This window comes from Halorubrum sp. CBA1229, assembly GCF_003721435.2.
GTDB lineage: Archaea > Halobacteriota > Halobacteria > Halobacteriales > Haloferacaceae > Halorubrum.
The window spans coordinates 3,148,230-3,170,456 of record NZ_CP054585.1 but is presented as its reverse complement, the minus strand read 5'-3'; the positions used below and the strand labels follow the sequence as shown (position 1 = coordinate 3,170,456).

Below are 22,227 nucleotides of genomic sequence, written 5' to 3'. Positions count from 1 at the left end.
CATAACTCTCGCAGTACTGCTATACTTCGAGTTTCTTCACCTCGGATACAGTGCTATTGACCAGCAAGTAGAACCAGTCGGAGCGATTGACCCTGCACTATCCATCCCTATCTTCTATTCTTCCTGACAATTCTGATTTCAGTGGTAAAATAATCACACATTACCATGATGAATAGTCTGCAGCCTGATGAGAATCAAACACACACGGGAAGATATATGCGTGAATCAGTATCCAAGGCTACGCTTGTGATACCGCGAGATTATTAAAAAAACTGCTAGATTACATCAGGCTCCGGATGTCTCCGAGTGAAATATCCGAATGCGTTCAGATTCTTAAATGTAGTCGCCGGTCTCCTCGTCTTTCCGCTCGTCGAGGTAGTCGTGAGCGTCTTCGAAGATCTCCCGGGGGCCGTCCTGGGTGATCGTGTTGAGCGCTTGGTCGTAGTCGCGCCACTGCAGGTCGCGGTGCTCGTTCGAGATCTCCGCGCTCGCCTCGAACGAGCGCGCGATGAACAGGTGGACCGTCTTGTGGATGGTGTTTCCGTTCGCCTCGAACACGTAATCGTACTCCCTGCGGAAGCCGTCGATGAGCCGGAAATCCTCGATCCCGGCCTCCTCCGACACCTCCCTGATCGCCGTCTGCTGGAGCTCCTCGTCCCCCTCGACCCCGCCTTTGGGGAACTCCCAGTCCCCCGGTCGGCTCTTCAGGAGCAAGTACTCCCGTTCGCCGCGGGTGTCGCGGAAGAGGATGGCTCCAGCGCTGGTCGCTTCGACCGTCATTACCGTCAGGTAAGCGAGTACTCCTAAAGAGCGTGTCGGAGTCTCAAACGCACTGGGCGTTTCAACACCCCTCAACCAATCTTCGCAGAGGCTTTTGTGCCGTTCAGTCGGCTATATAGTAATGATTAGGGCTACCTCCTCGAGCATAGAGTACTCAAAAATCGCATCGCCTCATCCTCCCCGTAGCCGGCACTGAATCAGCAACTATTGTAACTAATATCATACGTTGTATGTCTGACTAGCGGGTTTATTGTATCTGTATATACAGTATATTTGCATGTCAAATGACTCCGTAGAGAGCGGACCGCAAATGATAGTTTACGAAAATCGGGTCGAGTTCATAAGAGAGGACGGAGGTCACGAAGTCTACAGAGAAGGTACTCAGACAGAGGAGGCTCGAGAACGGTACGAGAGTATCAAGTCGGAACTTGAGGAGGGATACTTAAAAGATCGGATCAACCAAGTCATCGATTCAGAATCAGATGTTTCCGTCGACGCCTCGCAGGAGCAGCTCGACAACATCGACGCGATCGTCGACGCAATCACGAGTGAGAAGGGACGAGCGCTGTCGGGACTTCTCTGTAATCAGCTCACGATCAAGTCTATCGCACCGGAACAAAGTGTGAGACTGCATAAGGGAAGTCGAAGCTCAGCTCATTTTTCTTGGAAAGAAGGACTCTCGATGCGAACCATCGACAGCAACTATATCGCCCCGACTCTCCGTGATTACGACCTACTTCGAGTCAATCGAGACGGTGTCATGATGACACGGTCACTTGCGGAAAATTATCCGTATTCACGATTCTATAAGGCGAATATACGCGGCGCACAAGAAGAATGGGCAGACATTCTCAGTGCGGTTGAGTCTGAGAACGGTCCGGATCCAGAGGAGTTACTCGATTATCTCCTCCTCTCGTTCTACAACCGCGGTGAACGGGCACAGGAGGCGTACGAGAGCGTTCTCTCCCTCGTAGATGAGGTAGTGGAACGTGGGGTGACTCAACGGGATGCGACGCGAATCATTACTGAACACGTCACGCGATCAGCCCACGCGGCGCGAATCTTCGAAGTAGCGCTCCATTCCCTGTTCCAAGTAAAAGAGGACAACAGCGGTTTGCCGCTCGGATACGAGTTGAAACCGCTCACCCAGATGCGTTCTGCGAATAAGAAACATGGCAATATTGGAGACTTAGAGGTCGTTGCTAAGGATACAGAGGGCCGGCGGCATATCAAAGAAGCATGGGACGCCAAGTACGGACTCAGGGATCTTGCTACTGAAATCAGAGAGGTCGGTGATAAGCTCTCGAACCATCCGGAAACGGAGGTTGTCGGATTGATCACGAGCAAACCAGTTGAGGCGAACTATGACGAAATAATCCAGAGGATCGAATCAAAACACGACGTGGACTTCCAACTGATCGACGTCGACGCGTTCGTACGAGTTCAATTTGAAGATCACGGTGACCATCTGTCCCCCGAGGAGTGGATCGTTGCATATGCTGAGTCCCTCTGCCAGAAGCGACGGGACCGTGCGCCGATTGACGAACCGACTCGTCAGTGGGTCGAAAGCCTTGCAGAGCTTCTTCAATTCGATAGGTAACTGACACCATATTCGCCCCCCGACGAAAGTCTTTATGCGATGATGAGCTGATGGTCGTATAGTGACTGACCAGGTGGATATAATGGCTAACTCAGAACCGATTACCGTCGCGAGTTTATTTTCGGGTGCTGGAGGCCTCGACATCGGTTTCAGCGAAAATCCAGCGTTCGAAATCGCTCTCCACCTCGACGTTGACGAAACTGCGGTTGAGACTCTCGAAGCTAACAGGGGCACGTATGTCGATGAAGAAGCGGTTCTACTCTGTGAGGACGTTCGTGAGTTCGCTGATGCGATTCTCGAGGATCGTCACGAGGATTTCGGTGTCTCTACTGCTATCGACGACGAAATTGATTTCGTGATCGGTGGACCGCCATGTCAACCGTTCTCCGCGGCTGCTCGCCGTGCAGGGGGAACGGAGGGAACTGACAGTGAAGAAGGTCGGCTGTTCGAGGCATATGTCGACCTCCTCCACGAGTGGCAACCGGCTGGATTCCTCTTCGAGAACGTGTCCGGAGTCACGTCAAACGAGGAGGACTGGGAACCTATCGTCGAGGCGTTCCGAGGGGCTGGCTACGTCGTCGAAAAACCCCGTACTGCTCGAACACTTAATGCAGCAGACTACGGCGTTCCTCAGCACAGGGCGCGCACCTTTATTGTCGGTGTGAGAGAGGACATCGACGTTGAGTTCCACTTCCCGAAGCCGACGCATGACGAAGACTCTGAAGGAGATCTCAAGTCGGTAACCGCCGGGAAGGCGATCGCGGATCTCGACAACGACAACGTTGAGGCGGAACCTCCCTACGAGGTAACGTCGAAGCACGCTCACCTCCTCGAAGATATTCCGCCCGGTCTGAACTACTCGTTCTATACGGAGAAGCTAGGACACCCGGATCCCGTGTTCGGTTGGCGATCGAGGTTCTCCGACTACCTGTACAAGACAGATCCGGAAGAACCGGTTCGCACACTGAAAGCGCAGCCAGGGGCTGCGTCTGGTCCGTTCCATTGGGAGAATCGGAAGTTCACCGAAGCAGAGCTAAAGCGACTCCAATCTTTCCCCGACGACTACGTTCTCACAGGGAGTTATGCCGACGTGGTAAAACAGATCGGCAATTCTGTTCCACCCCAGCTCGCGGCCGTGCTGGCGCAGTCGATCGCGAAGCAAATATTCGGTCGTGAACCAGAAATCGACCTACCGATTGTCGACTACGGGCCTCAGAAACTACCTGAGATCGAGCCCATGCCAACAGGATATGATCTGAATTTTCGTTCGCGAAAGCGCACGAGCAGTGAGGAGTACGAACGAAAGGCCCGGGAGCGACTCATCGAGCTCGGTCTGTGGGAGCCCTCCAACGCTCGCGAGGGTGGGCAGAGCGGGCTCGAACAGTTCGACGACGGCGACGCGCCGACGGTCGGCGAAGAGGTGGAGAGGTACGGGTACGCGTGGGGATTCGACTCCTACTTTGACGGGGAGCGTGCCGACGACCTCGACAAACTCAGTGAAACGTACGAGCGTCGGTTCCGAGTAACGAGTTCTGTCGAGAAGGGAACGCTCAACATCGATGTCGACGGCGTCGACCAGGGCGCGGGTGAGATCGAGATTCATCTCGAACGGAGCAACGGAACGCTCCTCTCGTCGATCGGCGTGTCCGAGATCACGCTGACGGCGACCAACTGCGACGTTGACAGCGTCTTCTACCTGTGGTATCTGCTCAAGCAGGACGTACTCGACCGGACGGAGTACGAGAAGCTCGAGGACGTGGTCGGCCACTACTCCACGACGCGGAGCGACTACAGCTCGGAGCTGACAGTCGAGGGGATCGAGAAGACGCCGGTGACGGCCGCGCTCTCGTTCTTCAGCCGCGAAGACAACTGTAACAGCGAGATGACACTCGGCGACTTCGCGAGGCGGAGCGGGCTGGAGCCGGATGAGGCCGTGGACGCGATCGAGCAGCTCCGGCAGTGGCGTTACGAGATTCGGACACCGGCGACGCACTCGACGATGGCGACCGCGGACGGCGTCGGCTCGAAGATTCTGTGTACGTATCCGTTCCCGGACCTCACGTCGACGTCGCACTTTGACGCCGATATCGAGCTCACAGACCTCCACGAGGAGGCGGAGCGCGTCGACGAGTTGGCGACGAAAGAGCAATAGATCTCTGCTGCTACTGATAAATAAGCATAATTCTTGGTAGTAGATCCTCTTCGTTGACCGGTTTCAGTTCAATCTACAGACACGGCACTCTTGCCTTTTTGCGGCTAGTAGAAACTGTCTAAATTAGTCTAGTTGTTACGCTACTTTTATTATAATGTGTTCGAACTATCATTAAACATTAAATCTAATTCCCCAATGTCCACCTCACCATATCCACTCAGCGCAACAGAGATCGCACAATACGTACGGCATCACTCATGTGACCGGCGCCTCCGTCTCGGATACGATAACCGATCGGCGACTGAGGAACTCCCCTTCGCGGAACGGCTTTTCAACTCTCTAGATCCGGTTCTACAGCTCCGAGGGGAACAGTTAGAGGATGAATGGGCAAATTCCCTACGTGATGAAGGAGTCACCGAAATTGAGGAAGGGGTAGCTGAAGGAACACCCATTGCCGATCCCAGTAACGGAGCAGTAGACGACTCTTCTGCCGATAATGACTCTACAAACATTTCTTGGAATCAATTTGTGGATTCACTTACTGATGTTGAACCCGGAACGCCTGTCTTTACTCGCGAAGTTGAGATACAGGGTATAATAGGCACATTCGATGTTTCAGGTCGGATCGACTTCGTGGTTCTGCGCTGGGAGGGATCTGAGGCGAAGCTCAGAATCGTCGAAACAAAGAGTAGCCGTAAGGACAAGACGAACCACTATATCCAAGTTGCGACCTACAAGCTGATTCTCGAACAGCTGATCGACGATGGGATCTACTTGCCTGGTGGTATCATCAAGCCCGAAGACGTAGAATATGTGGTAGGGCGGGTGGATGAAACAACGAATCAGATAGAGGATATCCTTCAGCTTGATCCGCTAGACCTAGATTCGGAGACGAGCGACGTCGAGGAACTCCTGCGCGAAGGTGGAACTTTTGAACAAGTCATTACAACTGATGTTGCTGACATTGACGATCTAGATTATCAATTAAATCCGAAGTGCGATCAGTGTGTTTTCGATGTTCATTGCTTTTCAGAAAGTGGGAGAAAACGACGACTGGAGCTTTTGGGCCTCTCTCCAACTGCGATTCGCGCATTCAATGAAGAGGACATCGAGGATATCGACGATTTGGCGGACCTAGATCTCGACTCGCCAGCGGCTCACAGGTTGCGGAGTAATCAGACTGTGAGAGAGGAATTACAGGCACTCAAAGCCCGAGCTGAAGCCAGACGGCAGACGCTTCCAGGAGATAGTCCGGATGATGAGTATGCTGTTGAACCCCTCCCGAATCAAGGAGAAAGCCAATTGCCCTCACACGAAATTGACGGGGATCGTCTTCTCCGTGTATACCTCAATGTAGACTATGATTACACCGAGGACCGTGTCGTCGCAATCTCAGCGCATGTTACACGAAGCGACTGGGAAGTTGACACTCCTGTAGAGTACAATCGGGACTCAGAGGGGAACTGGTCGCGCGACACTACACCAAGTGTCGTCGAGCAAAATCCGGATGAGGAGGGAGAAACTCGTGATTTGAACGGGGAAGATATCGTTAGTCTTCAGCCGATAGGTTGGACAGGAGATTATGACCGAGATACCGCTTCTGAGACAAATCTAATTCACGACTTTTTGTATGATTTAATTGATGCCATTACCGTCGTTTCAGAATCGGAGAGAGAGCGTATTCACTTCTACGTCTGGTCAGAATCAGAAATAAATCACCTGATAGAAGCGGCATCTCGGGCAGGAACAAGGCTACTGAGCCACTTGCGGGAGCTGTTGGGTTGTCGCGAGCCGCTTGAGCAGATGATCTATTCGAGCCTTCGGAGTGAGGTCGACGATAGGTTTGCGCTCGGGTGGACTGGAAGAGGACTAGGGGTCGCAACGGACTTGACCTGGTTTGGGAATGAGTTCCATTGGGATAGGAACGTAGCTGGTGAGACAGTAGAGCTAGACCGAATATTTGAACAGGATGTTTTCGATTTCAAGACCACTCTTGATCTTACAAATTCGAATGACTGGGCGGAGTCAGACGAGGAAACGGACCGTTCACCTCGGTTCGAAATCCGGAGTCGATTCTTCGATAGTCTACCAGTACCGTATATGCACGTTGTATGGGGAAGCCTTCCCGATACGAGTGCTTTCGACAATCCGCGCGTCAGGAATCAATTAAATCGATACCACCGTGCCAATCGACTAAAGCTTCGATCCTACCAAACAGCACGTACACATGCTCTCCGATGGATTGACGAACAGATTGGATATCACAATGAAGATATCACCAAAGAACCGCTTACTGTGGCGGAATTAGGACAGTTTGACCTAGATGTTGATAACGCGGCACGCGCAGCAATCGATTTCCTTCTTCTGGATAGCCACGTTGGAACTACAGAATGGTTTACAAAAAATATGCGGCCTATGTCGCATCGGGTGCCTGAAGGAGAGGCTATGCCGCTCCGTAATGCGGTTTGGCAAGAAGACGGAGTTCTCCGAGCAGATCTCGATTTTGACCCGTATGATATCACTATTGATGAATATCGACTACGGACTTCGTTTGATGAAGGAAGTTATACGAGAGTGAGTCCAGCACCGGACGATCCAGATGATGGTCCCACTTTTGGCCAGCTATCAAGGGGTGGAAACATATTTGCTATTGAGCGGATTGATTGGGAAAATGAAACTATCTTCCTTGAAGGGAGACACTCACCTGATGACCGGTATTCACTTGAGAGTCATCCGTACGGGGATGCTGGAGAACACTACTATAGCCCAGATACACGCTTCATTCTTACAGACAGCATTACCGACTTCACGGCCGGAAAAGTCCATTCACGGCTCGAATCAGGACACGGACAGCATGCGCTGCGCTGGCTTGATCCAGAGTCTCCAACAGTACCATCAATTACACCGATCTCGGAAGATCAGGCCGATAGGTATGAGGAATTACTAAACGCCTTAGAAGTCGGAGATGGTCATACACTCCAGGAGTCGCAGGTTGATACAATTCTTGAAGGTCTCTCGACTCGGGTCAATTTAGTCCACGGACCTCCCGGAACTGGAAAGACGACAACGACGGCATTCGCGATACTCCTCAGATTGGTGGATCACCTCGAACAAGGGGATACCGTGCTGATGAGTGGAAACACACACCGCTCCGTCGATAATCTTCTAGATCGAATTGCCGAAGTTGAGGATGAGTTCCGAGATATTGCTGAACGGTTAGGATTCGATGTTCCAGAGCTCACCCTCGTTAAAGTCGACAGTGAAGGTCCGGGTGGAAGGGTAGTTGAGACCGGCACAAACGGGAACATTCGGCAGCTTGATGGGTACCGTGAGGATGGCGTATTGCTCATTGGAGGGACTGTTAACGGTATTCTCAAGCAGATGAGTACGCTCGATGATTCAGCAACATTCGGCGGAGATGATGGAGAATTCTACGCAGATGAGTTGATCGTGGATGAAGCCAGTATGCTGGTGTTCCCTCACTTCTTAGCCCTCTCAACGACAGTTGCTCCAGACGGCCGCATTCTGCTCGCAGGGGATCACCGACAGCTCTCACCGATCGTTGCTCATGATTGGGAGGAGGAAGATCGACCTCCTGTTGAGCTGTACCAGCCTTATTCGAGCGCGTTCGAGGCGGTTCACGACCTCGCAGATCACGACGACATGGGGCCAGATTCAATACGCCTCTCACGCCTCCAGTATACGTTCCGACTCCCACCAGTGATCCGAGCTCTCGTGAGCCAGCTGTATCGATCGTACGATGACACAGAGCTTGAGGGGGAGTTAGCTGAAAGGCCGCCAGACGTCGCAGACAACGGGGACCCCTTCACGAATATTTGGGAACAGGACACCGGTCTCTTCCTCCTCACGCATGATGAAAACGAGTCGAGAGTGAGCAATCCTTTCGAGGCCGAGGTTATCGAACAACTTCTTGATTCACCCGCAGCGGACGATCTTGACGATGGATCCGTAGCCGTGCTGACCCCGCACACGGCGCAGCGCTCTCATCTCCAAGAACGGCTTGAGGAGGAGCTAGATGGGCCCGTGGACGTCGTTGACACGGTAGAGCGGTTACAAGGCGGGGAGGCTGAGAACGTCATCGTTTCAGCGACAGCGAGCGATCCGACCGCAATCGGTCTCAATGAGGAATTCCTCCTCGACCTCAATCGGTCCAACGTTGCGTTTTCCCGAACGGAAAGCCGTCTAATCGTGATCTGTTCGCAGTCTCTTCTAAATCATATTCCACCCGAGGTTGAGGAGTACAATGCGGCTATGCTCTGGAAATCCCTTCGGAGTATCTGTAGCATACAGAGGGGTGAAGTTGGAATCGATGACCACGAAGTGCGGATGTTAGTACCCGATCCGGAATCTGAAGAGATTCAGGAGGTCCTCGACTAGGTACAAAGTATTCTGAAGGCGTATATTAGATGAGATAGACGGTAATATTATGAATTCTGAATAACTATTGGCTAATATAGTGATGTCGGGCTTTCTAAGAAAGGCCTACAGTAGGCTATTTTCTGATGGAGCGACCGAGCGTTCACAAGACTCCTCAGGGAACGATCGGAGTGGGCACCCAAAAGATGTTAGAATGGTTAGGGTTATCGACAGAACAATTCACGTTTCTCCTGTCGATCGGGAGCGAGAAATAGACTATGTAGTTAATAATCCGACTAAAAAAGAGTTTAATTTTTTGTTCCTACCACTTCGAGAATTCAAACGAAACTTACAGATATATGATGAGGATGGCAGTCAGCTGAATATTTACGAAAATAGAAGGGTTGAAAGTATGATTGAGCGTCAAAGAGAATCCGATCCAGCAGGTTGGGCAGAGTTCCAAGAGAAGTTCAAAGAATATGATTATAAGACACTAGTACAACTACCGCGGGATAAAAGTCTAAAACCAGGCGATTATAGGACTATAGTTTCTCAATTTGATCAATCAGAAGTTGTGTCTTTTTATGAAATCACAGAACCAAAAATATACAAAGGATGGATATCCGAATGGAAGAAAAAATTCTTTCGTATACCCACATTTAGGGCCAATGTTGAACAGTTCCCGACAAATAATCACGATGAGTTCATAGTGATCAAGGGTCCACCTGGATATGGTACAAAAGGAACAACAAATAGGACAGGTGGAGAACCAGCTAGAGATCTCCACGAAAATGGTCTAGATGATGATACACGGGTGATATCTTGCCGAATTCCGCCAGCTAAAGATCGTAAATACGAATGGAATCTAGAATACGATTTAATTCCGAATAGTGATAGTCTAATGAGGTCATTGGTCATCTACCTACTGTTCTCTGTTGCTACTGCTGTTGTTTCAATTGTTCTATGGGGAATCCCTCCCATCTCGGATACTCAGGGATTAATTCAAGCCGGCTCCGGAGGTTTCATCACAGCTACATTAGGGCTCATTTTTGCGTTGAATAATGAATGGGCAGATAGATACAAGATACTCTGTATCATTCCTTTACTCCTCCATGGTGTAGCCTGGGGCTTGTGGCAAATCACATAGCCCCAATTCCACTTTTACCTTCCACACAAGGTACTAATGCCAACACACATAATCAGCACACAAGGTGGGGCCTATGAACAAAGAAAAAGATCTACAGGAGGCAGTTGAAGAACAGCTGTTCCAAGTCGCAGTACACGGTAGTGGTACGGTCACCTGGTCGGGAAAGGATGATCAAGATGACGAGGAATAGCTAGTAGGTCCAATCATCAATTAAATCTCTCGTTGTTTGAGCAAGGAGTTTTGGCTCATCGACACCGGCGCTAGTCTAGCCAGAGAACTATCTAAGAGCCCGACGTCCAAACACGGCAAAGCGCTATTAGAATCCCACGGATAAGCGACTGAACGCTCGCGAGCAGTTGTGTCGTCGTCGTGGTCGGCTTGATTCCACCGTAGCCAAGCCCCGAAAGGGTGACCGTTCTGAAGTGGATGTTCCACATAAAGCCAAGCTCTGACCCAACAATCGCGATTCTACTAGCAATCGAATAGGTCTTCGCGATGACTGTGACGCAGACAAACTCGCTAATTGACTATCTCGGCTGGCACTATTATCACGCAGTACACCTTCTACGGATATCGTATGAGGGACTTTGGGGATGTGGCGACGGTAAAAATACTACTCGAGCAACACTCGGAAGTTCCACGGAAGATCCGTTTCGAACCTGCCCAAGACCCGTGGCAGGCAGCTACAATCCGAGAAGGACAAAAACTCTGTAAGTTTGTTCAAGCAGTCATATCTGAGGCTGTTGACAACTATTATCAGCAGATACAGAAGGACCACAGCAATGGGGCTAGGGCGATCGACATACGACACCCGGTTCGACTTAGTGGGGGGATCCGCAACGCGATCAGACTTTTGGAGACGGTAGAGCCCATATTAGATCAATTTGAGGAGAGTTTTGAGATTCTTAATTCGAAAGCAGAGTTTAGTCAAAATGACATATACGAAGAACTAGCCAAGGACACCCTAAATTTCCAGGATACAATAATTCCTCGGATACGATTATACGTACACGCACAACTGTGGTTTCTTTGGGTTGTCGAATCTTTCAATCACGCCGCTCGGTTCCACGGATTGATGAAAAGAGACAACGATTTTGAAGAGTTGACCAGTAACTCTTTCCCATATATCTCACATCCGCCGTTGATCGTGGTAATCATCGCCTGCTCAACCATGATAGAGGAGGTCGGCGCGAGGTGGTTAAACGCTTACGTCGACGGGGTTCACCACAAGATAGACGAGACTAGTGTGGGCTGTATTATTGGAGATATTGAGGCACACTACGCTCAAAGTGATACATATAATCTTGGAGAAATTAAACGGTGGATCGTAGACACTCGGAATGAGATCAGCCACTATGTAACGAGACGGGGAGATACGGTCAAGTTGGATGAACTTGAAGAATTCAAGATGGCTGTTACACAAGGAATAGAATTGGTGGCTAGCCTACTAAGCGACTTAGTACTCCCACCGATTGAAGAGTTTCAAAACGACTTGTCACGGGTTTCCAATTACACTCAGTAGACAAATTAAAAGCCTGCCCACTCACCCGGCCGCGTAGCATGAGGCGGTCGCGGACCGGGCTCGGGAATGTCGAGTCCGGGATCGACTTCGTCACTCAGGTACAACCGCCCCCACGTTGTGATCGACCAGTAGGTCTCCACGCGACCGAATCCGATATCACGATCTTCGCGCTCGACAAGCTCGGCGTCGACCAACGTGTTACAGCGCTCGGTCACGCGACCGGGGCTCACGGTGCCGGTGAGTTCGAACCCGACTTCCCAAGAGGTAGAAGCACCATCGGAGGCAACCTGTTCGAGGATCCGCTCGTCGAGCTGGGTCATCCACGGAACGAAAGACCGCATTCAGGTTGCGCCTCCGTTCGACTCACCGGGGACCTCTTCGGAGCTACTGGCGGTGACTTCGCTCGCATCGTCATCGATGTAGCGCCATTCCTGCGTGTCAAGTCGCCCATCGAGGTACGCCTCTCCATCGTCAGTGATGACGTAAACCCCGTTCCCGAGGTGCTGAACGAGCCCATTTTCTTTCAATTTCTTACATCGACGGCCGATATACTGACTCGAATACCGGATCGGCCCCTCTTCCTTCATTTCTGTAGGAGATCCAGAACCGTTCTCGCGTAGATATTCAAGCACTCTGTCGTCAACGAGTGCCATCCAGTCCCCAGAATATCTCATAAGGAGACTACTAGTTCACTAAAACCTAGTACACACGATCGGAACCTCAGAAAGTCTATTGAACTATCAATTTCAGACACAACCTATAAGTTGTATCACCTATGTTGTGTTGACACGGAGCCCGAGTGACGAACCCTCGGCTCGCGATGAAATGTAGGATCCCGGTCGCGGTGCTACAACACCCGACCGGGTCGGGTTCTGTGTTGGCCCACAGAACCATGCTGACGATGGCAACTGCGGGGCTTAAGCCCTGCGCGACGACCGGAGAATCGAGCGAAACCGACGGCGGCTGCGCGTTCTGCCCAGCGCCGGCTGACGGCCTCGACGCAGAGCGCGGCGTGCCCGTCTGTTTCTCATGTGCGGAGGACGACGCATGAGCGCGGAGTGCGCCGCGGACCACGACGCGCTCGCGGACCTCACCGCCTTCCAGCGCGATCTCCTGTGGGCGCTGTCCCACGACGACGCCCGCAAGGGGCTCTCGCTGAAGGCGGAACTCGCCGACTACTACGGCGAGGAACTCAACCACAGCCGCCTCTACCAGAACCTCGACAAGCTCGTCGAGCGCGACCTTGTCGCCAAGCAGGCGCGCGACAAGCGCACCAACGAGTACCGACTCACCGAGTCGGCCCGCCGCGCCCTCAAAGCCCGCCAAGCGTGGCAGGCGGGAGGTGACGAATGAGGTTCACCCGCATCGCCGACGGCGAGGCGACCGCGTACACGGTCGGCGTCGAACGCCTCGACCCCGACGACGATCCGGAACTGGAGCCCGCGGGCTACCACTCCCCGCAGCTGCTCTACGCGGTGATGACGCCCGGGGCCGTGGTCGCGGACTACGATGTCCACCGGCTCGCCCGGAATCTGCCGGGTGACGCGAGCTGGGTGACCGCGGAGCTCCGCGATCTCGACTACGACGAGCTCGACGCGCCGGAGGCCGACCCGTGAGCCGGGAGGTCGACGTCGAACTGCGCTCGTCGCACGGCTGGCACGTCGAGACGGTCGCCGTCGGCGTGCTCGCGACGGACTCGGCTGCGGTCGACATGGCGCGCCGGCAGGCCGGGATCCCCGCGAGCGAGTTCGACACGGGCGAGGTGGTGGCTCCGTGACCGGGAAGCTGTGGGAGTGCCCGCAGTGCGACCGGCTCGTCAACCGGTTCGTGAACGGGAACACCTGCCCGAACTGCGGCCGGTACGCCGGCCGGTCGCTCGACTGTCTTGACCGGGGACCATGAGCCGGGAGCTTTCACCGAGGGAAGCGGCCGATCGCTTCCTGAGTCGGCGCCAGCAGCGGCAGGCCGACGAGACGGTTCGGAGCTACGCGCATCGGCTGAGTCACTTCGTCGAGTGGTGTGAGGAGAACGATATCGAGACGATGCGTGATATTGACGGTTGGGAGATCGACGACTACCGCCACCACCGTGAGTCGGACGATGTCTCTCCGTCGACGGTGAAGAGCGCGATGGTCTCGATCAAGCAGCTGTTCGAATTCTGCGAACGGATCGAGGTTGTCGACGAGGAGCTCAGTAAGAAGGTCGAGATCCCGAAACTGACGAAAGACGAGGAGACGAGCGACGAGCAGTTGCCGGCGGACAGAGCGCGGAAGCACTTGAACTACTTCCGCGACTCTGACCAGTGGTTCGGAACGGCCTGGCACGCCTCGATGGAGGTGCTTTGGCACACGGCGTGCCGTCTCGGCGGTCTCCGTGGCCTCGATCTCGGCGACTACGACGCCGAGGAGGGGACACTGCGGTTCTACCATCGGCCGGAGACGGAGACGCCGCTGAAGAACGACGCCGAGGGCGAACGGATAGTGAGCGTCAACGACGATGTCGTCGCAGCGCTCGACATGTACGTCGCTCGAGAGCGGCCGGACAAGCGGGACAAGTACGGCCGCGATCCGCTCTTCTCGACGCGACAGGGGCGACCGAGTCGGACGACGATTCGGTCCTGGTGCTACCAGTCGACCCAACCGTGTCTCTACACCGGCTGCCCGCACTCACGAGAGCGTCACAGCTGCGAGTGGACGAGTCGGGCAGAGTCCGGGAAGTGTCCGTCGTCGAGGTCGCCGCATGCAATTCGGACCGGCGCGATCACGTGGCTCCTGAACGAGACGGACGGCGACATCGAGTATGTCGCTCGCCGGGTCAACGCGAAGCCGGCGACGATCCGGCGGTACTACGATCAGGCCACGGTAGTCGAAGAGTTCGAAGAACGACAGCAGCAGCACACGGACTTAGACATCAATAATGAGCCAGCGTAAGCAAACGCGATCAGTCGGATCGGTCGGGAAGAGAGTCGGAGAAGCGGGATCTGCGAGTTTCGCTTCGCCCTCCGGCCCCATTCTCTGCTGCCGCGAGACACGTCGCGAGCGTCGGTACCGTGTCGACGGTGATTTCACCACACGTGCTACCGACTCGTTTTTCGAGCGAATCGAGTCTGCGACCGTAGCCTTCCGACGTGCATCGCGGACGCGTCGGGGGAACGTTTAATCACCGCCTCCGTCGAAGTGGGTGACATGGTTCGAACCGCCGTCAGCGGAGGCCGTTGAGCGTGGCGGGAGCCGTCTTCTGGGCGCTCGTCGCGCTGGCGACGCTCACCAGCCTCGCCACGGCGTGGGCGCTCGGCGCCAACAGCAACTCGCCCCCGTTCGCCCCGGCGATCGGCGCCAACGCCATCTCGACGATGCGGGCCGCCTTCCTCATCGGGATCCTCGCCGCGCTCGGCGCGCTCACGCAGGGCGGGGCGATCTCCGAGACGGTCGGAGCGGGGCTCATAAACGGCGTCCAGATAACGTCGCTGGCAGCGACGGCGGGGCTGCTGACCGCGACCGGGTTCATGGCCTTCGGCGTCTACACCGGCTATCCGGTCCCGGCGGCGTTCGCGACGACGGGGGCGATGGTGGGCGTGGGGCTCTCGCTCGGCGGCGACCCGGCGATCGACACCTACCGCCGCATCGCGCTCTTCTGGGCGCTCGTTCCCCCCGTTTCGGGCGGGCTCGCCTATCTCACCGCCACCGTTCTCCGACGCGACGACATCCCGGAGACGGTCGGCGTCCCGCTGCTCGCGGCGGTGGTCGGCGGCATCGTCGCCAACGTCCAGTTGGGCGTCATCCCCTCGCCGCCCGACGCGACCCAGAGTTCCGTCGCGGGGTTCATCGCGCGGCAGGTCGAGACGCCGACGGTCGCCGATATCGATCCGGTGGTCGCGCTCGTCACGCTGGCGGCCGCCGCGGCGTGGTTCCTGGCCATCCGCCGGCGGACGCAGGCGTCGGTCGAGGGCGGCATTCGGACCTTCCTCATCGTCCTCGGGAGCGTCGTCGCCTTCTCCAGCGGCGGCAGTCAGGTCGGGCTGGCGACCGGGCCGCTCGAGAACCTCTACGGGGTCGAGCTCGGACTCCCCGGCATCGTCCTGCTCTCGCTCGGCGCGACGGGCATCCTCGCGGGCGCGTGGATGGGAGCGCCGAAGCTGCTCCAAGCGACCTCCCGCGAGTACGCGCAGTTGGGGGTCAGACGCTCCATCGCCGCGCTCGTCCCCGGGTTCATCATCGCGCAGCTGGCCATCGCGCTGGGGATCCCGATCTCGTTCAACAACATCATCATCTCCGGCGTCATCGGCGGGGGGCTCGCCGGCGGATCGGCGGGCGTCTCTCGGCGGAAGATCGGTGTCACCCTCGGGTTCTGGCTGATCACGCTCGTCGCCTCTATCGCCATCGGGTTCGGGCTCTACAAGGTCTTCGCCGCGGTGCTCGGCGGGTGACGAACCGGGTAAGCGGGCGACCGTCAGCGGACGACCGTCAGCGGACGGCGGTCAGCGGACGACCGTCAGCGGACGGCGGTCAGCGGACGACCGTCACGGTCACGGGGGCCTCGCTGACGACGGTCGTCGCCACGGTTCCGAGCAGTCGGCGAGCGATACTTCCCCGCTCACCGCCGTGCCCGCCCATGACGACGCGGTCGACGTCGTGAGCGGCGACGTACTCGAGTATGACCTCGGCGGGGTCGCCGGTCTCCACCGCCGTTTCGATGGATCGGTCGGCCTCGCTCGCTCGCGTCTTCGCCCGTTCGACGACGCTCTCGGTGCGGTCTCGAGCCGTCTCACGGCGGTTTTCGTCGGGTTCGAGAACGCCGCCCTCGCTCATCGTCGCGTCGATCGGCGTCACCACGTTCAGAACGGTCACCCGACAATCGAAGAGCTCGATCGCCTGTGTGAGCGCCTCGTCGGCCAGCGGCGACCCGTCGAGCGGGACGAGGACGTGCGATGGCGCCATACGACGGGTCGAACCCGCTCGCACATAGTAACAGCGGTCGTCAGAGCGCGGTCGGCTCCCCGGTCGCCCGACACGGGACAGACGAGCCCCGATGACCGACTCCGCGGAGGAGGTCGGTGTGAGGGCGTCGACACCGCGTCGGTCTGTGAACCTTTATTAATCGAGGGCCGATGGTCCAGTCGTGTCATTTCCCCGCGCCCGGCCGATCGACGACCTCTACGAGGCGGTCGCCGGACACGACCTCGTCGTGGTTCCGGACGCGCCGCTGGCGAGCGCGCTGAACCGCCGCATCGACCGGCCGCGGCTCGGCTCGTTCGCGATCACGCCCCGCCGACTCGCGGCGGGGCGCCGCGAGGAGGCCGAGGACCGGATCGCCTTCCTCGAACTCGTCGACCAGACCGACCTCGACTGGAAGCGCGCCGCCTACGCCGTCGGGAACATCCTCCAGTGCTGGGAACACCGCGGTCGTCTCGACGCGATCCTCGATTACGACGCGTACGTCGACGACGCCACGCGGCAGGCGGTCGAGCACGTCGCCGACCTCGACACGACGTCTCGTCGACTCACCGACTACCGCATCGACGACGCGAACGACGTCGCCGTCGTCGGCGAAGCCCAACTGACGCGACTGGAGCGAACGATCCTCCCCGACGAGTACGACGGGGTCGACCTGTTCAGCGAGCGGGAGTTCGACCGGCCGCCGTTCCACGTCTTCGACTCGGCGACGGCGATCGTCGACGCCGTCGCTGACGCCGTCAGCGAGGCCAACGCGGACGACGTCGCCGTCGTGCTCGATCAGGAGAGCGAGTTCTCCGTGCTCGTCGAGTCGGCGCTCGAAGCCGTCGACGTCCCGTTCTACGGCGGGCCCGGGTTCGCCGACGACCCCGACCACCGCGCGTTCGTGCAGCTCCTCCGCGCCGCGCACGCCGGCACCGACACGCGCGTCGGCGAGATACGCCCGCTCCTCGCGCGGCTCGGCGCCTCGGTCGACGTCGAACACGACGAGAAGCGGCTCTACGAGACCGACGAGTCGACGCTCGACTGGGTCGTCGACTTCTGTGAGCGCGTCGAGACCCGGACCGTCGCCGAGGCGCTCGGTCGGTTCGAGGACCGGACCGGCCGCCGGCTCGACGCGTTCCGCGAGGAGCTGGAGACGCTCGGCGTCGCCGACTCGCGGGCGACCGAGCGCGTCGTGGACCGGCTCGCCTTCTACCTTCAGAGCTACGAGGTCCCGGTCGACCGCGAGAACGAGGGGGTGCTGCTCGCCGACGCGAAGTCGGCCGCCTACGTCGACCGCCCGGTCGTCTTCTACCTCGGACTGGACGAGGACTGGACCCACTCGGCGCCGCGACGACCGTGGGTCGACCGGGACGCCCAGTACACCCGCAACATCCGCGGGTTCCAGCTCCTCCTCCAGAGCGGAGCGACGCAGTACTACCTCGTGCGGGACGCGGAGGGCGGGTCGCCGGTGACGCCGTGCCTCTACTTCGAGGAACTGCTCGACGGGGAGTTCGAGCGCTTCAGCGACCTGGAGTCGGAGGCGCACACGCGGAAAATTGACCGCTCCGGTGACGGCGACCGCTCCGGTGACGGCGACCGCTCCGGTGACGGCGACCGCTCCAGTGAGGACGATCACTCGGACGAGGACGACCGCTCCCGCGAGGGGTTCGAGCGGGAGCCGACCGGCGTCGTCCCCACCGAGGTGTCGACCGTCAGCCAATCGACGCTCGGGACCTACGTCAACTCCCCCCGCGACCACTTCTTCGGGAGGCTCGTCGACAGCCCGGATACGGACTACTTCACGGAAGGAAACCTCTTCCACGACTTCGCCGAGTTCTACGTCGCCCACCCCGACTTCGTCGACGGGGCCGTCATCGACGAGGTCGTCGACCACATGCTCGCCGAGACGCGGCCGTTCCTCCGGTCGGTCGACGAGGCGACGCGGCGGACGAAGTACCGCGCCGGGCTGGAGACCATCGCCGAGTACTTCGAGGCGAACCCGCCGGTCGACGGCGAGTTCCTCACGGCCGCGAGCGGTCGGGGGAGCAACGCCTTCGCCGACCGGTTCGACCGGCCCGTCGACTCGCCGGTCACCGAACGGTGGTTCGAGAACGACGACCTGGGACTCAAAGGGAAGATCGACCTGGTTCACTCTCCCACCCGCTTGGTCGACCACAAGAGCGGTCGGCGCAAGAGCGCCTCCCGAGTCGTCGGGAACTCGGCGCTCGATCCGCCGAGCGACTCGCCGAACTTCCAGGCGCTGCTGTACCTCACCCACTGGCGCTCGCAGCGCCCCGACCGGCGGCTGGAGTTCACGTTCTTCCACTTCCTGGAGACGCTCGACGACGTCGTCACCGGTGAGGCCGACCTCGACGACGCGCTGACGACGGTTACCTACCACCCGACGCCGTTCGAGGAGTACGCGCGCTCGGAGGGATTCTTCGACGGGCTCGTCACGGACGGCGCGAACGACTGTCAGAAGACGCTCTCGCAGGTCGAGTACGCGGACTACGCCTCGGTGTTCGACGAGGCATCCCTCCCCGAGACGACCGATAGCGACGACCTCGTCGACTCGGCGTTCGGCGAGGCGCTGACCGCGCGGATGAAAGAGCGCGTCGGCGACTACAAATACGTCGCGTCCGGCTGTCGGCAGGCGTTGCGCCAGCTGGCACGCGCTCGCGGACGGGCCTTCTTCGAGGGCGACCTCGACGCGTTCGAGGCGTTCGTCGACGAGCGGCTCGCGGAGCTGAATCGGCGGCGCGCCGGCGACGAGCGGTTCCCGGTCGACGGGCTCGGCGGCGAGCCGAACTTCCGGTACGTGGACAACCGCGACCTCCTCCTGGAGGGCGACCGATGACCGACCTCGAGCCGAACGACCGGCAGCGAACGCTCATCGAGGGCACGGAGGGGCTCTACCTCGTCGACGCCGGCGCCGGCACGGGGAAGACGTTCACCGTGACGCGCCGCTACGCGAACATCGTCTCGCAGGAGGGCGTCGACCCCGACGACGTCCTCCTCGTGACGTTCACGAACAACGCCGCCGCCGAGATGAAGGAGCGCATCGTGGGCCACTCCCGCTACGGCACCCGCGAGCTCGCGGACGCGCCGATCCAGACGTTCCACTCGCTGTGTCACGATTTGCTCGAGGAGCACGGGCACGCCGCCCCGACGCACCTCGGCATCGACGACCGCATCACCGGGTCGACGCGGATCGTCGAGAACGAGCTCGTCGAGGGAGCGTTGTTCGACGGGTTCCTCGACCGCTTCGGCGACGACCACCCCGAGTACGACGACGTCTTCCGCGCGCTCTCGGACCCGGGCGAGCTGCTCGGTCTCATTAATCAGCTCGCGGCGAAGGGCGTCTTTCCGACGGCCGACGGCTGGTACCGCGACGGGGAACGCCACCTCGACGGCGACTTCGCGGCATTTAAAAGGCAGTTCGACGAGCTGAACGAGCCGCGGAACGGCGGGAGCAGGCAGTCGACGCTCCGGTCGGCGCTCGGCCGCTACGGCCGGAACAAGTGTTACCTCCCGGACGCCCCCGAGAAGGAGGCGATCCGCGGCGGCGGCAAGGCGGTTCCCGAGGGGCTCGCGGAGCGCGTCTTCGACGACGACCGGGAGGAGCTGAAGCGGTTCGTCCACGACGTCTACCACGGGTACCTCCGGTTCGCGCTGCGGCGGAACTACCTGAACTTCGGGATGCTCCAGCTGTTCGCGTTCGTCCTGCTCTGCGAGGACCACGCCCTCCGCGACGACGTGGCGTTCGAGTACGTGACGATCGACGAGTTCCAGGACTCCAGCGAGATCCAGTTCAAGCTCGCGCTCCTGCTCGCGGACACGGACAACCTCTGTGTCGTCGGCGACTGGAAACAGAGCATCTACGGCTTCCAGTACGCCGACGTCGACAACATCGTCGCGTTCGAGGACCGCCTCGACCGGTTCGTCGACCAGCTGAACGCCGACCGCGAGCGCGTCTCGTTCCCGACCCGTCCCGTCACCACCGTCGAGCTCGTCGAGAACTACCGCTCCACGCAGGCGATCCTCGACTTCTCAGAACACGCCCTGCGCGTCCCCGCGGCGAGCCGCGACGACGTCGACGCGGCGGCCGTCGACGACCGGATCGTCTCGCTGGAGTCCAACTCGGACCGCGACAACACCGTCATCGAGGCCATCCGAAGCGACGAGGAAGCGGCGGCCGTGCTGACGAAAATACAGGACATCGTCGGCAGCGAGTCGTACCGGGTCGAGGGAGACGACGGCGACCTCCGCGCGCCGGAGTTCGGAGATGTCGCCGTGCTGACGCGCACCCGCGACTTCGGGCGCGAGCTGCTCGGAACCGCCGAGGAGTACGGGCTGCCGATGGCGTACGAGGGCGGGATCGAGCTCTTCCGGACGGACCAGGCGAAGCTGCTGCTCGCTTGGCTGCGGATCCTCGAGGACGACGGCGACCGCGGCTGGGCGGTCGTGCTCGAGCGGGCGGGCTACGCGCTCGACGAGGTCGATTCGATGCTCGACGCCGAGACGTACCCCGAGAACGCGGCGGCGTTCCGCGAGGAGCTCCGGTCGACGGCGACGGTCGGCGGCGTCGCGCGGCGCGTGTTCGCCCGCTACGGCTACGACGGGGCGACCGCCGACGTCGTCCTCCACACGGTCCAGTCGGTCCACGACGCGACGACGCAGACGCGCGGCGACCTCATCCGCTTCATCGAACGCGGCATCGACGCCGGGAGCACCCACGACGTCCACGACGGCGCGGGGACCGACTCGGTGACGGTCCAGACGATCCACGCCACGAAGGGGCTCGAACACCCCATCGTCATCCTGGCCAACATGAACAGCGGGCGGTTCCCGCCGGCCGGAGGTAACGGCGGTGTCGTCACCTACGACGACCCCGTGGGGCTCCGGCAGCGGAAGGTCTACTCGGCGGACGCACACGGGACGCCCCACGTCTACGATAACTGGCGGACCGACGTGCTCCGGGCGTGCACGCCCCGCGACTACGACGAGGAGCGCCGCCTCCTCTACGTCGCGATCACCCGGGCGGAGAGCCACGTGGTCCTCTCCGCCGGCGAGGACCCCAACACCTTCATCGAGGAACTCCCGGTCGAGATCGAATCGATCGTCCCCGACGTGACGGCGCGCCCGACCGGAACGGCCGAGGGGACCGGACTGGAGGTCGAGACGCCGGTCTCGGCGGGGCCGCGCGGCCACACTCCGCACACGCTCATGCGGAACGAGGTCTTCGAGGCGGTAGAGGGCGGTCGCGGGACAGAGTTCGGAACCCGAGTCCACGAGTTCGCCGAAGCGTACGCGCTCGGCGAGGACGTCGACCCGCGGAACGACGACGAGGCGCACGTCGCGCGGTTCCTCGACGGCCTCGACGGCGAGCTGCTGGTCGAGGAGGACGCCTACCTGCCGCTCGCGGTCGACGGCGAGCGCGTGACCGTCTCCGGCGTCGTCGACCTCGTCCACGTGACGCCGGACCGCGTCGAGATCGTCGACTACAAGACCGACCGCGGTCGCCACGGCGAACCGGAGTACCGCAAGCAGCTGAGCGTCTACCACCACGTCGTCCGCGAGGCCTATCCGGAGCGCGAGGTCGGAACGAGCATCCTGTACACGGAGACCGGGACCCGGCATACTATCGAGCCGCTCTCGCTCGACGCCATTCGCGAGTTGATAACGGAAGCGGACTGAGCGTCGACGTAGCTT

The 22,227-nt window shown here is 58.8% G+C and carries 17 protein-coding genes; 13 read left to right on the top strand and 4 right to left on the bottom strand.

The window, feature by feature from the left end; translation table 11 throughout:
• Positions 1 to 333 precede the first annotated feature (333 nt).
• Positions 334 to 780 (bottom strand): NUDIX domain-containing protein, encoded by a 447-nt coding sequence (locus Hrr1229_RS15900; RefSeq protein WP_123111951.1) that lies wholly within the window; start codon positions 778 to 780, stop codon positions 334 to 336.
• A 277-nt stretch (positions 781 to 1,057) separates the two neighbouring features.
• Here Hrr1229_RS15900 and Hrr1229_RS15895 point away from each other — a divergent pair, with 277 nt between their 5' ends.
• The 5 genes from Hrr1229_RS15895 to Hrr1229_RS15875 all read left to right on the top strand — a co-directional run bounded on the left by Hrr1229_RS15895 (position 1,058) and on the right by Hrr1229_RS15875 (position 11,578).
• Entirely contained in the window at positions 1,058 to 2,380 is a 1,323-nt protein-coding gene (locus tag Hrr1229_RS15895) for a DNA methyltransferase (RefSeq protein ID WP_123111952.1), read from the top strand.
• Positions 2,381 to 2,441: 61 nt separating this feature from the next.
• Positions 2,442 to 4,532, top strand: coding sequence for a DNA cytosine methyltransferase (locus tag Hrr1229_RS15890; protein WP_255212531.1), 2,091 nt, complete (start codon positions 2,442 to 2,444; stop codon positions 4,530 to 4,532).
• Between the two features lie 195 nt (positions 4,533 to 4,727).
• On the top strand, positions 4,728 to 8,930 hold the full coding sequence (locus Hrr1229_RS15885; RefSeq protein WP_123111953.1) for an AAA domain-containing protein: 4,203 nt from the start codon (positions 4,728 to 4,730) through the stop codon (positions 8,928 to 8,930).
• 193 nt (positions 8,931 to 9,123) lie between these two features.
• Positions 9,124 to 10,056 carry a hypothetical protein gene (locus Hrr1229_RS15880; RefSeq protein WP_148041721.1) on the top strand — a complete coding sequence of 311 codons (933 nt, stop codon included), beginning with the start codon at positions 9,124 to 9,126 and terminating at the stop codon, positions 10,054 to 10,056.
• 577 nt (positions 10,057 to 10,633) lie between these two features.
• Entirely contained in the window at positions 10,634 to 11,578 is a 945-nt protein-coding gene (locus tag Hrr1229_RS15875) for a hypothetical protein (protein ID WP_148041722.1), read from the top strand.
• Positions 11,579 to 11,583: 5 nt separating this feature from the next.
• Here the strand turns inward: Hrr1229_RS15875 and Hrr1229_RS15870 are convergent, their stop codons facing one another.
• Entirely contained in the window at positions 11,584 to 11,898 is a 315-nt protein-coding gene (locus Hrr1229_RS15870) for a repressor phrH2 (protein ID WP_255212530.1), read from the bottom strand.
• A gap of 21 nt (positions 11,899 to 11,919) precedes the next feature.
• Positions 11,920 to 12,252 (bottom strand): phage repressor protein, encoded by a 333-nt coding sequence (locus Hrr1229_RS15865; protein ID WP_123111955.1) that lies wholly within the window; start codon positions 12,250 to 12,252, stop codon positions 11,920 to 11,922.
• Between the two features lie 373 nt (positions 12,253 to 12,625).
• On the opposite strand from Hrr1229_RS15865, the gene Hrr1229_RS15860 reads away from it, so the two are divergent.
• From Hrr1229_RS15860 to Hrr1229_RS15840, 6 genes are all read left to right on the top strand, one after another.
• Positions 12,626 to 12,931 (top strand): helix-turn-helix transcriptional regulator, encoded by a 306-nt coding sequence (locus Hrr1229_RS15860; RefSeq protein WP_123111956.1) that lies wholly within the window; start codon positions 12,626 to 12,628, stop codon positions 12,929 to 12,931.
• Positions 12,928 to 13,194 carry a hypothetical protein gene (locus Hrr1229_RS15855; RefSeq protein WP_123111957.1) on the top strand — a complete coding sequence of 89 codons (267 nt, stop codon included), beginning with the start codon at positions 12,928 to 12,930 and terminating at the stop codon, positions 13,192 to 13,194. Before Hrr1229_RS15860 ends, Hrr1229_RS15855 begins: the two co-directional genes overlap by 4 nt.
• Positions 13,191 to 13,355, top strand: a complete 165-nt coding sequence (locus tag Hrr1229_RS15850; RefSeq protein ID WP_158606053.1) for a hypothetical protein — start codon at positions 13,191 to 13,193, stop codon at positions 13,353 to 13,355. The genes Hrr1229_RS15855 and Hrr1229_RS15850 overlap by 4 nt, the downstream gene beginning before the upstream one ends.
• A complete protein-coding gene (locus Hrr1229_RS18265) occupies positions 13,352 to 13,480 on the top strand; it encodes a hypothetical protein (RefSeq protein ID WP_255212529.1) in 129 nt (42 codons plus the stop codon). Before Hrr1229_RS15850 ends, Hrr1229_RS18265 begins: the two co-directional genes overlap by 4 nt.
• Complete coding sequence (locus Hrr1229_RS15845) at positions 13,477 to 14,508, top strand: phage integrase N-terminal SAM-like domain-containing protein (RefSeq protein WP_123111958.1); 1,032 nt, start codon at positions 13,477 to 13,479, stop codon at positions 14,506 to 14,508. Before Hrr1229_RS18265 ends, Hrr1229_RS15845 begins: the two co-directional genes overlap by 4 nt.
• Before the next feature lie 290 nt (positions 14,509 to 14,798).
• Positions 14,799 to 16,004, top strand: a complete 1,206-nt coding sequence (locus Hrr1229_RS15840; protein ID WP_123111988.1) for an inorganic phosphate transporter — start codon at positions 14,799 to 14,801, stop codon at positions 16,002 to 16,004.
• 79 nt (positions 16,005 to 16,083) lie between these two features.
• Here Hrr1229_RS15840 and Hrr1229_RS15835 read toward each other — a convergent pair whose 3' ends face one another.
• Positions 16,084 to 16,515 (bottom strand): universal stress protein, encoded by a 432-nt coding sequence (locus tag Hrr1229_RS15835; protein ID WP_123111989.1) that lies wholly within the window; start codon positions 16,513 to 16,515, stop codon positions 16,084 to 16,086.
• A gap of 181 nt (positions 16,516 to 16,696) precedes the next feature.
• On the opposite strand from Hrr1229_RS15835, the gene Hrr1229_RS15830 reads away from it, so the two are divergent.
• Both Hrr1229_RS15830 and Hrr1229_RS15825 read left to right on the top strand, forming a co-directional pair.
• Positions 16,697 to 19,372, top strand: a complete 2,676-nt coding sequence (locus Hrr1229_RS15830; protein ID WP_123111990.1) for a PD-(D/E)XK nuclease family protein — start codon at positions 16,697 to 16,699, stop codon at positions 19,370 to 19,372.
• Entirely contained in the window at positions 19,369 to 22,212 is a 2,844-nt protein-coding gene (locus tag Hrr1229_RS15825; protein ID WP_123111991.1) for an ATP-dependent DNA helicase, read from the top strand. Before Hrr1229_RS15830 ends, Hrr1229_RS15825 begins: the two co-directional genes overlap by 4 nt.
• Positions 22,213 to 22,227: the final 15 nt, after the last annotated feature.